This window comes from Clostridium folliculivorans, assembly GCF_024341905.1.
In the GTDB taxonomy this organism is placed as follows: Bacteria; Bacillota; Clostridia; order Clostridiales; family Clostridiaceae; genus Clostridium_AR; species Clostridium_AR folliculivorans.
Genome location: NZ_BQXY01000007.1, coordinates 73,155 through 86,083, shown reverse-complemented (window position 1 = coordinate 86,083; position 12,929 = coordinate 73,155). Strand labels below are relative to the sequence as shown.

Annotated in this window: 10 protein-coding genes and 1 pseudogene; 8 read left to right on the top strand and 3 right to left on the bottom strand. The window is 32.8% G+C overall.

Translation table 11 applies throughout. From position 1 onward, the window contains the following. Positions 1 to 215: 215 nt before the first annotated feature. The 5 genes from abc-f (at position 216) to OCU55_RS18025 (ending at position 5,788) form a co-directional block, all read left to right on the top strand. Positions 216 to 2,144 carry a ribosomal protection-like ABC-F family protein gene (gene abc-f, locus OCU55_RS18045; protein ID WP_261853691.1) on the top strand — a complete coding sequence of 643 codons (1,929 nt, stop codon included), beginning with the start codon at positions 216 to 218 and terminating at the stop codon, positions 2,142 to 2,144. A gap of 92 nt (positions 2,145 to 2,236) precedes the next feature. Next, complete coding sequence (locus OCU55_RS18040; protein ID WP_261853690.1) at positions 2,237 to 2,917, top strand: response regulator transcription factor; 681 nt, start codon at positions 2,237 to 2,239, stop codon at positions 2,915 to 2,917. Between the two features lie 195 nt (positions 2,918 to 3,112). Further along, positions 3,113 to 4,036 carry an ABC transporter ATP-binding protein gene (locus tag OCU55_RS18035; protein ID WP_261853689.1) on the top strand — a complete coding sequence of 308 codons (924 nt, stop codon included), beginning with the start codon at positions 3,113 to 3,115 and terminating at the stop codon, positions 4,034 to 4,036. Continuing rightward, positions 4,029 to 4,826 carry an ABC transporter permease gene (locus OCU55_RS18030; protein WP_261853688.1) on the top strand — a complete coding sequence of 266 codons (798 nt, stop codon included), beginning with the start codon at positions 4,029 to 4,031 and terminating at the stop codon, positions 4,824 to 4,826. Before OCU55_RS18035 ends, OCU55_RS18030 begins: the two co-directional genes overlap by 8 nt. 50 nt (positions 4,827 to 4,876) lie before the next feature. Next, positions 4,877 to 5,788, top strand: a complete 912-nt coding sequence (locus OCU55_RS18025) for a sensor histidine kinase (protein WP_345795602.1) — start codon at positions 4,877 to 4,879, stop codon at positions 5,786 to 5,788. A 38-nt stretch (positions 5,789 to 5,826) separates the two neighbouring features. Here OCU55_RS18025 and OCU55_RS24080 read toward each other — a convergent pair. Next, positions 5,827 to 5,973 (bottom strand): annotated as a pseudogene (locus OCU55_RS24080) (beta-1,3-glucanase family protein); the annotation flags it as partial. Between the two features lie 186 nt (positions 5,974 to 6,159). On the opposite strand from OCU55_RS24080, the gene OCU55_RS18020 reads away from it, so the two are divergent. The 3 genes from OCU55_RS18020 (at position 6,160) to OCU55_RS18010 (ending at position 8,402) form a co-directional block, all read left to right on the top strand. After that, on the top strand, positions 6,160 to 6,513 hold the full coding sequence (locus OCU55_RS18020) for a hypothetical protein (protein WP_261853686.1): 354 nt from the start codon (positions 6,160 to 6,162) through the stop codon (positions 6,511 to 6,513). Between the two features lie 66 nt (positions 6,514 to 6,579). After that, the gene (locus tag OCU55_RS18015) at positions 6,580 to 7,260 is read left to right on the top strand and encodes a response regulator transcription factor (protein WP_261853685.1); all 681 of its coding nucleotides are present in this window, start codon (positions 6,580 to 6,582) and stop codon (positions 7,258 to 7,260) included. Continuing rightward, a complete protein-coding gene (locus OCU55_RS18010) occupies positions 7,257 to 8,402 on the top strand; it encodes a sensor histidine kinase (RefSeq protein WP_261853684.1) in 1,146 nt (381 codons plus the stop codon). The genes OCU55_RS18015 and OCU55_RS18010 overlap by 4 nt, the downstream gene beginning before the upstream one ends. Before the next feature lie 143 nt (positions 8,403 to 8,545). Here the strand turns inward: OCU55_RS18010 and OCU55_RS18005 are convergent, their stop codons facing one another. After that, positions 8,546 to 10,312 (bottom strand): glycoside hydrolase family 64 protein, encoded by a 1,767-nt coding sequence (locus OCU55_RS18005; protein ID WP_261853683.1) that lies wholly within the window; start codon positions 10,310 to 10,312, stop codon positions 8,546 to 8,548. Positions 10,313 to 11,122: 810 nt separating this feature from the next. Then, on the bottom strand, positions 11,123 to 12,652 hold the full coding sequence (locus OCU55_RS18000) for a glycoside hydrolase family 1 protein (RefSeq protein WP_261853682.1): 1,530 nt from the start codon (positions 12,650 to 12,652) through the stop codon (positions 11,123 to 11,125). Positions 12,653 to 12,929: the final 277 nt, after the last annotated feature.

The window sequence follows — 12,929 nt, the reverse complement described above, 5'->3', positions numbered from 1 at the left end:
AAGAACAATCTTCTTATGGTCCTTTTTAGCGTTTAGTAAAAAATAGTTTTTATAATTATAACTCTTTTTAGCTTCAGTTGTGTTTAAGAATATTGTTAAAGCATCGTATGAATAACCACTTAATTTTAACACAGTGTTTTAACCTAAAAAGAGCTATTGTATATGCCTATTCATAGAAAGAGTAGTCTAGATTATAGATGAAAGAAGGAATATTTATGTTTGAATTATCGTTAAATGGTGTAAAAAAATATATGGAAGCTACTCAAGTAACTGAAAATATAACCTTTGAAGTTTATTCAGGAGAAAAGGTTGGTATAGTAGGAGCAAATGGAAGTGGAAAGAGCACTATATTAAAATTAATAGCTGGAATAGAACCAATGAACTACTATCCAGGTTATCCTCAAACTTCAAGTTACGGATATGATGAAGGGTTTATTAATTTACCAAGAGAAGCTACCGTTGCGTATCTTGAACAAATTCCTCAATATGATAAGGGGTTGAGGGTTATTGATGTATTGAACTTAGCCTTTGAAGAAGTTCATGATATAGAGGGAAAAATGCGTAAGCTCGAGGAAGAAATGAAAGTGCTCAGTGATGACGAGCTTGAAAGAGCGTTGAAAAAATATAGTACTTTAGTGCAGCAGTTTGAAGTGAAAGGAGGATATGAGATAGAGGAAAAGCTAGGAAAGGTATGCACAGGATTAAAATTAAATGAGAGCTTCTTAAACAAGGATTTTAGTTTGTTGAGTGGCGGAGAGAAGACCACTGTGGTACTTGGAAAGCTTCTAATAGATAACCCAGATATATTGCTCTTGGATGAGCCTACAAATCATTTAGATATGGACTCTATTGAATGGCTAGAAGGCTATCTTAATGTATATAAGGGAATTGTAATAATTGTGTCTCATGATAGGTATTTCTTAGACAATGTAGTAAATAAGATTGTAGAGATTGAAGATATGGAATCCATGACCTACAAGGGCAATTATTCATCCTATGTAAGACAAAAAGAAGAGAATATGAGAATACAGTTTGAGCAGTTTAGAGAACAGCAAAAACAGATAAATGCTATGGAAAAACAAGTGAAGGATTTGAGAGACTGGGCAATGAGGGCTGATAATAACAAATTCTTTAGAAGGGCTGAAAGTATACAAAAAAGATTGGATAAGCTAGAGAAAATTGATAAGCCAGTGCTTGATAAGCAAAATATGAAGTTAAGCTTTAAGGCTACTGGAAGATCAGGTAATGAAACTATAAAGGCTGAAAGGTTGTCTAAAAGTTACGAAGATAAAGTGATTTTTAATGATGCAGAGTTACTGATTAACTATGGTGAAAGAGTAGCGCTTATAGGACCTAATGGATGCGGAAAAACTACTTTACTAAAGCTTTTGTTAGGAGAAGAGTTAGCGGATTCTGGTAAGGTGGAACTGGGGGCTAGTGTAATGGCAGCATACCTACCTCAAAACATTATTTTTGATAATGAAGAACTAACAATACTTGAATGCTTTAGGGATGATATCTATATACTAGAGGGAAAAGCAAGAGAATATCTCTCGAAATTTATGTTTTATGGTAGTAGCGTATTTAAAAAGGTTAAACATTTATCTGGTGGAGAAAAAATTAGGTTAAAGCTTGCTAAACTGCTTTACGAAGATATAAATCTTCTAATATTAGATGAACCCACTAATCATCTGGATATTGATTCTATAGAAACTTTTGAGGAAGCTCTAGAAGATTTCAAAGGAACTATATTCTTTATATCCCATGATAGATATTTTATAAATAAGATTGGAGAAAGAGTAATTTCTGTTGAGAATAATGGATTTAGGAGCTATCTTGGAAATTATGATTATTATAAAACCGAAAGAGAAAAGTTTAAGCAACAGGCGGTTGAAGAAGTGGTGGTAAAAACCGAGAAGCCAAAGAAGGTAAAAAGTATAGATGAAAACAAGAAAAGAGAAGTTGAAAAAGAGAAAACTCTAAGAAAGCTTGAAAACCTTGAAAAAGAAATAAATGATATTGATTTAGAGATGAGTAATTCAGGGTTACACTATGATGATCTCAATAAGCTTTATTTGAGAAAAGAAGGATTAAATAGAGAATTAGATGAGGTTATGGAGGTATGGTTAAGTTTTGAAGGTTAATGGAAAGAAGTGAAGTAAATGATAAATTCTATGGTATAATATGGTTAATATTCAAAAAGACAAGATGATTGTGAAGATAGGAGAAATATTTGATGAATTCTATTCTTGTTATTGAGGATAATGAAGATGTAAATCATATGCTGGTTGAATCTCTAGTAGATGAAGGTTATGAAGCACAATCAGCTTATACTGGTATAGAGGGACTTAATAAAATTAAAGATTGTAACTTTGATTTAATACTGCTTGATATTATGTTGCCTTACAAAAGTGGAGACGAAATACTAAAAGAAATACGAAAGTTTTCTGATGTTCCTGTTATCATTATTTCTGCAAAGGATATGATTGGTACTAAGATAGATTTTTTGAGACTAGGAGCAGATGACTATATCACCAAGCCTTTTGATTTAGGTGAGGTAGTGGCTAGGATAGAATCTAATTTGAGGCGCTATAGTAAGCAGATTCATGAAGCTAAAGTGTTTAAATATAAAGGGATATCGCTTGATGATAGTGCAAAGCGTGTTTGTGTAAATGGTGCTGAAATTGAACTTACTGCAAAAGAATATATGATATTAGAAATGCTCATAAAGCATCAAGGCAAGGTTTTTACAAAAGCAAATTTATATGAATCAATTTGGCAGGAAGAATATCTAGGTGATGATAATGCGGTTAAAACTCACATTAGTAACTTGCGCAATAAGTTAAGTAAAGCAGATTGTGAAGAGAAGTATATTGAAACGGTGTGGGGACTAGGATATCGATTGTATAAAGAATAAATTATCTATTTCTTTATAATTAAATGAGGATTCTTAACCTTTTCTAAACCTTTGAGCCTTAGACTTGAAGATGTAGGGGTCCTAGCGCAACTATTAATTTATACATGCCTGAAAATCTCCAGAAGCAGAGATTTTCTAACAAGTATAAATTAAGTTTCAACACAGGAACCCTTTAGAAAGGACGTGTGAATAAATATGAAACAATTTGTTTTAAAAACAAATAACCTGACAAAAGAATATAATGGCGTTAAAGCCTTACAAGATGTATCGATAACCTTAGAAACAGGAAAAATATATGGTCTAATTGGACAAAATGGTGCCGGAAAATCTACCCTTATGAGACTTATTACAGGACTAGCTTTTCCTACTAAAGGAAGTGTTGAGCTTTTTGGGCACACTGGAGAAAAATCTTTGCAAAAGGAACGAAAAAGGATTGGAAGTATGATAGAATATCCAAGCCTTTCTGAAAATATGACAGCAAAAGAGAATTTAAGACTTCATAGAATCATGAGAGGTATTCCTAACAAGGAAGTAGAAGATGAACTGCTATCACTGGTGGGGATTAGTGATACTAAAAAAAAGAAGGCTAAAGACTTTTCTCTTGGGATGAAGCAAAGACTAGGAATTGCTATAGCACTTCTAGGACAACCTGAATTACTTATTCTGGATGAACCGATAAATGGGCTTGATCCGATAGGAGTTGTTGAGATACGAAATCTGATAAAAAAGCTATGTGAAGATAGACAAATGACTATATTGATTTCAAGTCATAATCTTCCTGAATTATACCAAACAGCAACAAATTATATTATTATACACCAAGGTGAGATTAAACAGACTTTAACCCTAACACAACTTGAAGAGTGTTGTAGGCATCATCTTCTTATAAGTACTTTAGAGCCAGAAAAGTTAGTAAGTATTTTAGAGATGAAACTAAATACTCAGAACTATAAAGTAATGCCTGACAAATCTGTTAAGCTTTATGAGTATATAGATCAAAAAGAAAAGGTTGCAAGAGTCCTATTTGAAAATGGAATGATAATTACAAACTTTTCAAGTGGAGGAGATACTCTTGAAGATTACTTTATCTCTATTGTAGGGGGTGGCAGAAATGTATAATCTAATCATAGCTGATTTATTTAAGATAAGTAGGTCCAAGGCAATAAAAGTTTTATTTGGTATAACAACATTAAGTGCTGTGACGATGATTACCATGGCATATTTAATACAACAAGGCAAAATTGATAAAAGTATGAACGGAATAGGATTCTTGTTTTCTGACGTAAATATGATGAGTATTCTTGGAGCAACTATAGCAGCAATTTTTATCTGTGGAGATTTTGATAATAAAATAATACATGAAGCAATCGCAACTGGAAATAGTAGGATTTCTGTATTGTTTGGAAAGATAATTGTTTTTTGTGGTTCCTTGGTGTTTATTTTACTTCCATATATAATTGCTGTGCTTATTGCTATGGGTACAGGTTATAAATTCAGTATGGGGTCAGTAGGAGTAGGGTTCTTGAACTTGCTAACAGTAGAGTCTGGTAAAAGTCTTTCTGAAGTAGTTTTATGGAAGCTAATTGCTGCTATAGTAACGTTGGTAATCGTATATTTATCGCAACTAAGCATATGTATACCACTTGCACTTGTGATTAAGAAGCCTGTTTTAGTAGTTGTTATTTATTATGGCTTTACGATCTTGTCTGCACAGCTTATAAGATTAGGTGATAATTCTCAGGTCTTCCACAACATTTTAGCATGCACGCCGTATGGAGGGAATTACTCTTTTGTTGTATCAAGTACAGCATATGGTGTGCTTTTTAAGGCTATTGGTGCCAGTGTTATGTTTATGGCTGTGATATTTACTATTGCACACATTGGTTTTAGAAAATCAGAAATTAAGTAAAGATGAAGCACTTCAATTATGAAGTGGTTCATCCATAGATTAAATTGGTGGTGAAAATATTGATAATTGCAGTTGTAGTATTGAGCATGGTGGTCCTGTTATTAGTTTTATATATAGTATTTTTGCAACTGCAATTAAAAAATATTAACCAGCAGTTGATCAAGCGACTAAAAGAGGATACACATCAAAGTATTAGCTTAGAGCTAATTAATAAAGAATTAAATACATTGGTTTCTAATATCAATAGATGTCTAAAAGAAGATGAGACTCGTCGCGTTGATTTGATTAGGAAAGAGAAGTATTTTAAAGATATGATTGCAAATATATCACATGATTTGAGGACACCACTTACTGCTATTAAAGGTTATCAACAGCTTATAGGTAGAGGGACTCTATCAAAAGAACAATTTCAAAAGCTTCAAATCGCACAAAAGCATGCAGATGAACTAGGGAGATTAATTGAAAACTTCTTTGAATATAGCTATCTTGTGAATACGGAACCGATTTTTAAAATGGAGAAGATAAATGTTACGAACCTAATGTCAGAGTGTCTTGTAGAATCTATAAATCTTTTTGAAGAAAACAAGTTGGAAGTCCAGTTTGAAGAAAAGCATCCAATATTTATTTTTGCGGACAAAGAAATGATTGTAAGGATTATACGAAACTTGATTAAAAATTGTATTCAACATTCAGCTAGTAATATACAAGTAAAAATAGTAAGTGAAAAAACTGTAAGTATATCTTTTAAAAATCTTGTAAGGAATACTGAACAAATTGATGTGAAAAAACTCTTTGATCGATTTTATAGTGTAGATGAAGCAAGAGGTAAAAGTACAGGACTTGGACTAGCGATTGTAAAACTCCTAGCTGAACAGATGGATGGGAGTGTAGAGGCATTTTTACAAGATAAGATGCTTGAAATTTGTGTAAATTTACCAGTGTTAGAAGAGCTTTGCCCCTAATATCCTTTGTTTACTGTATAAAAAACATAAGATTTTTATTACCAGCCTACATTAATTATTGCATATTTAGGATATGAAGATTGGAATGTGCTACTGAAGTAAAAAACATCATCGTAGCAGAAGCCATATGCTCTGTTTTCATAAGAATGATCATGCCAGAATTTTGCAAAGTAATTTGCAGGTGTAGCTTGATAAAATTATGGAAGTTTGGCTAAGCTTTGAAGATTAGTGTTACTAAGGGTTTCTTAATTCATAAATTAAATTGATAATAGTGTAAAAACTAACTATTTCTCAACTATTGGGTTGATATACTAAGTTTACAGATTGCAATCTTAATAAAATAAATACACAATAGAAAGGAGAAAATAATTATGTTATTTACAAAGCAAAAAAAGATTATTATAGGGTTAACTGCTGCAACAGTAATGTCTCTAGGAGGTGTTACAGCGTTTGCAGCTTCTAATGGTGTAACTCTTACTCCGGCAGCACATGTGGATATTTCTAAAATAGATGCTAAACTAGGTACTTATAAGGTTGTTGATGGTGCTACCATTAATATCAGTGGAGGAGAGAATGCTAAAACAGAAGCAAATGTATCCTTAACCGCTGTTCCAGGAAATTTAGATTTGACACATGTTGAAAAAGGTACAGCTACAGTTGTTAGACAGTTAACACCAGAGGAAATTGCTAAATTCTCTGGGAACAACACTACAGCTGCAAAATAATATAAAATATATAAATAGGGTGAATGGTCATAGGCTGTTCACCTTATGTGTTAAGAAAGGAAGCAAATGAAAATATTACTTATAGAAGATGAAGAAGAGTTATCCAAAATTGTCGCAAGAGGACTATTAAAGTGTGGATATGCTGTTGATTCAGCTTATGATGGAGAAGAAGCACTGGATTACTATGAAATAAATGAATATGATGTGATAGTACTTGATTTAAATATACCGAAAATTGAAGGATTAGAAGTATTAAAGAGGATAAGGCAAAAGGATAAAAAGGCTAAAATATTAATTCTTTCTGCAAGAAGTGCAATTGATGATAAAGTAAAAGGTCTAGATATGGGAGCTAATGATTATTTGACAAAACCTTTTGATTTCTTGGAATTAGAGGCGAGAATACGAAATTTATCTCGTATGGCATATATCCAGCAGGAAAATGAACTTTATTGTGGAGGAGTATATTTAAATATGTCCACAAAGGTGGTTTCATTCCAATCGATTAAACTAAATTTGACCAAAAAGGAATACTCCATACTAGAATATATGATGTTAAAGAAAGGACAGGTGATTAGTACAAAACAACTTATTGATCATGTGTGGGACAGTGAGGCAGATTTATATCCTGACACATTGAAGTATCATATCCATTCAATAAAAAAGAAACTGGTAGATGTAAATTGTAATCAGAATCTTATTAGAAATATTCGTGGTATAGGATACAAGATTACGGAGGGAGAGGAATGAAAGTTTTTAGTAGGATATCTTTAAGAATGAGAATTACACTACTAGCAGGCGCCATCTTATTACTCTGCTCTATAATCCTAACACTGGGGGCATCTTATAATGCTCATACTCAATTAAATAATGTAACACTAGCGAGTCCATATGGAGTTGTAGAGAAAGCACCTATAAGTGGAGATATTGAATTGCATCCAAGTGACGTGGCTATAGCAGTACCTTCTGCAAAGGTGGCAGTTTTAACAGCTGCTAAGAAACAGTTCGATATTGTAAATGTGCTTATACTTGCAGGTGTTTCTGTATTTGGAATGGTTCTAGTATATGTTGTAGCAGGTAAATCACTCAGACCAATTCATGAACTTAGTAAAACAGCTTCAACAATTGGTGAGGAGAATTTACAGAAACGTATTCCAAACCTTTACACAAAGGATGAGGTAGGAATGCTAAGTAATTCTTTCAATGCTATGCTTGATAGGTTAGAAGAGTCCTTTGTAAAACAAAAACGTTTTTCTGCTAATGCTGCTCATGAACTCAAAACTCCTCTTTCTACAATCAATGCTAGTATTCAGGTACTTCATTTAGATAAAAATCCAGCGGCTTCAGATTATGAAGAAACTTTTGAAACGATCGAAAGAAATGTGAAGCGATTAATAATGGTAGTAGATGATCTTATGAAGCTTTATGATGAGAATGATCAACTTGAGATTGTTCCTATTGATTTGAAGAGTATGTTTGAAGCAATTATATGCGAGCTCATTCCGGTGATAGAGAATCAGAATATTGAGACAGAACTCATCTGCGGTCTTAAAACTGTTAAGGGAAATCAAATTTTAGTATATAGAGCTTTCTTCAATCTTATAGAAAATGCAGCAAAGTATAATAAAGATGGAGGAAAGATTGTCATAGAAGCAAAGCGTGAAGGGGAAGTAGGAAAGATTACAATAAAAGATACAGGTAATGGAATCCCTGCTTATGAGTTGCAGCACATTTTTGAACCTTTTTATCGGGTTAGCAAATCCCGTTCTCGTAAAACTGGAGGAGCAGGACTTGGCCTATCGATTGTAAAAACAATTGTTGAAAAACATGGATGGAAAGTCTCTGTTAATAGCGAATTAGGGGAGGGATCAACTTTTACAATAATATTTTAAAAATAATAATCAATATAATAAAAGAGGATATCGCATTAGCAGTTAAAAAATACTAATGCGATATCCTTTATTTACTGTATAGAAATTATAAAGTTTTTATGTCTATTGAACTTTGATATTTCAATGTTTTCAGAAGTTTTTCATTACCAGCCCACGTTGATTATTGCATACTTAGGATCTGGAGCTTGTAATGTGCTACTGAAGTCAAAAACGTCATCATAGCAGAATCCATATGCTCTGTTTTCATAAGCATGCTCATGCCAGAATTTCGCAAAGTAGTTTGCAGGTGCAGCTTGATAGAAGTAGCTTGAGTTATTCCAATGTGCAGGATCAAGCATTACATGTCTATTGAAGGCTGCGCAAACTTGAGCTTTGATAGCTTTTTCATCATCATTTCCACCATCAAATATGCCATTGCCTAATAAAACTTCTTGTGTAGTTGGTTTTCCGTGTATATAAAGATTATATGCTCCATTATCTTTTTTGAAGACAAAGTCGGTGCCTACTACGTGACCGCTATAAGTTCCACGATCACATGTAAAGGTTAATTCATGACTTGTATAATAGCTGTAAACATCATTTATATAGTTATCGAAGTAATGAGCATTAGCTCTATCTGCAGTAAAGGTACCAAGTCCAGATGCTGGTGCATAAATTCTATCTGACTTAACTAATGATTTGAATTCAGTAGGTACAGAATTTTGGAAAGCAGTCATTAAATCAGCACGTGTACCTATATCTCCACCTGTTCTGTTATATCCGCTGTTTCCTACTAATTGTATATTATATGGGAAGCAGAATTGGTCTACTCTTGTTGTATTTATCCATAATCCAGAGTCAGTCCATGCAAACTCAGCCCATTCAAACATGATACCAGTATTAGGATCTGAAGTGTTTGCGAGATTTGGTCCAGCATAACCTATTAAGCCATCTGCTGCTTGATTTATTTTTATATATAGAGGCTCTCCGTAGCTTATATACATTCTTGCACCTATTATTCTTGGAATATAAGCATAACTTTGTTGACTAGCTTTATAGAAGTAATTTGTATAATTGAAAGTACCATCAGGAGTTGTTTTAGTTAGGTGACCAGCAGCATCGTTATCTGAAAGTTGCATAGGAATAAGATTTCCAGCTGAGTCTACATGGACGAACTTTTTAGTTATAGGATCTTGTCCTACTATAGCCCAGTAAACTTGATCATTTGAATATTTACCATTTGTTTGATTGTTTACTTGTAAAGTAACAAAGCCAGATTTAAGTGGTGGTGTTGTAGGGTTAGTAGGTGAACCGATGTAAATTTTAACTGAAGTCATCTTATCATTAACATCAGTACCAACCCAAGTAGAACTTGCAGTATAAGTCCATTTAGTTCCTGTAAAATTGTCGTTATCATAAGCTTCAACTGTCCAACCACTAGGTACTTTAAGCGATGACATCCAGTTATCTGGAATTCCTGCTGCGTTCATTTGTGCTAGGGTATAATTACCTGGTTGTAAAGAGACAGAAGCTCCGCCATAATTAATATCTTGATAAAACACAGCTGCAGTAGTAGGTGTAGGATTGGTAGAACCAACAGTATAACTAAACCATGCAGTATCATATGCAGGTGTGCCATTATTGTATGTAAATGAGTATTTAATGACATCACCAGGGGCTATAGTAACATTTTGTTCATATCTGCCTGAAGAACTGTTGTAGGTTGTTCTTAAATTTTGTTGAGCTCCTGAATTTACTGTATAGTGGACATCTGCCCAAGTAGTATTTACAGAAGATTTAAGCCATATGGTTGCTGTACTTCCAGACACATCTACTCCGTTGGTAAAGTCAGCTGCTAAAACCTTAACGGTAGATAGTGGACAAATAAGCATAGCTAACATAGAGAATGCTATTAAGAGTTTTTTAAACATAAATATACCTCCAAATTTTAATATTTTAGAAAACGTTTTCTAAGGGATGTTGTTTATATAGTTACATTAATTTTGTAAATTTTTATATTTCATGGTGCATTCAATAGGGTCACTCTACGGAAATTTAATTTATACTTGTTTGAAAATCCTGCTATTTGATGATTTTCTGACATGAATAAATTAATAATTGAGCTGGAACCCTATAATGGCATGTTGCAAAAATTAATTTTTACATCACCTCTATTCCTTTAAGATTACATGCCTTGAATGAATACACTGTTTTAATTAATGCCGTGATTAAATAGTAGAAGATTTCTATTTTATTAGAGAAAGTAGAAACTTAATGACTTTTATAAAATTAGTCTGTATTTTATTAAAGAATGAAAATAGGATTTATGATTGAAATATCTAGAAAGGTATCATAATGATACGGAAGTTAGTGTGTATGAAGTTTTACTATATATAGTTGGTTTAGTATAATATTGATATAGTAAAATCTCAAAAGTGTGACTGTTTAGTTAACTATCTATAAACATTGTACCATTATTATGGATATAATGGAATATACTTCTTTAAAAAAGTTGTAAATAAACAGGATTTTTATTTGTTAAAGTTAATTTGATTAGATGTTTATATGTACACAGTAAAAAATCATAACAAATATGCACATTGAATCAGTATATGAATATCATATATTTTGACTCAATGTGCATATTTAGCTAGGTGTAAAAAAGAGTTTGTTTTGAATACTATTAATAGAAGGCTAATTAAGTTTTCTCTTGAATATATAGGTTAATTCTAAATGCATTTTCAATGCAAGCATTCACCATTAGTGTCAATGATATTTTTATAAGCATAGAAGGATTTTTTCTTTTTACGTTCTAAAGAGCCGTTTCCTAAGTCATCCATATCTACATAAATGAAGCCATATCTTTTTTTCATTTCTCCAGTACCAGCTGAGACGATATCTATTGGACCCCACCAGGTATAGCCCATCAGATCTACGCCATCGATAGTTACAGCATCATACATTTCTTTAATATGCTTTTCGAGATAGTCTATTCTGTAATCATCGTTGATGGAATTATCATCTTCAATCGCATCAATATTGCCCATACCATTTTCGACTATAAATAATGGCTTTTGATAACGATCATACAGCTCATTTAGAACAAATCGAAGACCTTTAGCATCTATTGGCCAGCCCCAAGGAGTTTCCTCTAAATAAGGATTAGAGTCACCTTGCTGTCCTCCGGTGGTAACTGTTTTAGCACCATTTCTATTGTAGGTTGTAGTACGGTAATAAGAAAATGCAAAGTAGTCGCTAGGGAAATCTCTAAGAATTTCATCATCTCCGGCAGATTTTTGTAAAGTAAAGTTATATTCATCAAAGATAGCCTGACTGTAACTAGGATAATAACCCCTTAGCATCACATCTGCGTATAAATAAGCTCTTCTTCTAAAGTCATAGGAACCAAATACATCGTCTGGATGGCAGGTTGCAGGGTAGATTCCGCTCAAAGCTAACATACAGCCTATTTTGAAATCAGCATTAATCTCATGTCCGATTTTATTTGCATAACTACTAGCCACCATTAAATGATGTAAGGCTTGGAATTTAGTACGAGCTTCTTCGTCAGGTAGTTTTATATGTATTCCTGCTCCTTTTTCAACATTAACTTCTGTCAAATCTTCACTTGTTGAAGTCAGACCTAATGTCCAATAACCACCAAGAACATTAATTTCATTGATTGTAATCCAGTACTTAACCTTATCTTTATATCTTGTGAAAACTGTTTCGCAATATTTTGTATAAAAATCAATTAATCTACGATTAGCCCAACCACCGTAAACATCTGCTAAGTGCTTAGGCATATCAAAATGAAGGAGAGTTACAATTGGCTCAATATCATATTTTAATAATTCATCAAATACGCTATCATAAAATTTTAGTCCTTCATCATTGGGTAAAGCATCGTCACCATTAGGGAATATTCTAGTCCAAGAGATGGACATCCTGTAACATTTCAGCCCCATTTCAGCCATTAATTTAATATCTTCCTTATAATGGTGATAAAAATCAGTTGCCTTATGACTAGGGTAGTATTGATTCTCTTTTAATATGCTTTTAGCACCTTTAGGCAAGGACATTCCTAAAATAATGCTGTTTTCATTTCCTTGCTTATCGATATAGTAGATTTTTCTAGGTGAAGAGTTGCTACCATTAGTTATTAAATCACTTAAAGCTAGACCTCTTCCACCTTCATTATAGCCACCTTCATATTGGTTAGCTGCAGTAGCGCCACCCCACAAAAAGTTCTTTGGAAATCTCTTGTTCATGTTGGCCTCCTTATAAATTAAGTATTTATATAGTGTTGATATCTTTTTTATAATAATATAATTTAGTTTATTTACTGATGAGAAAAGTATATAGCAGATTAGGGGGCTTATGTTAAAAGTTTCAGAAAATGAAAAACTATTGCAAAATATTAAACATAGTCAATTATAAATAGATCATAAAACTCTTAATTGTAGTTTAACATGTTTATCTATATATTGTTAAAAAAGTCTGATAATTGAATCGTAATTATATGGTAACTGATATGATAAGTCTAAT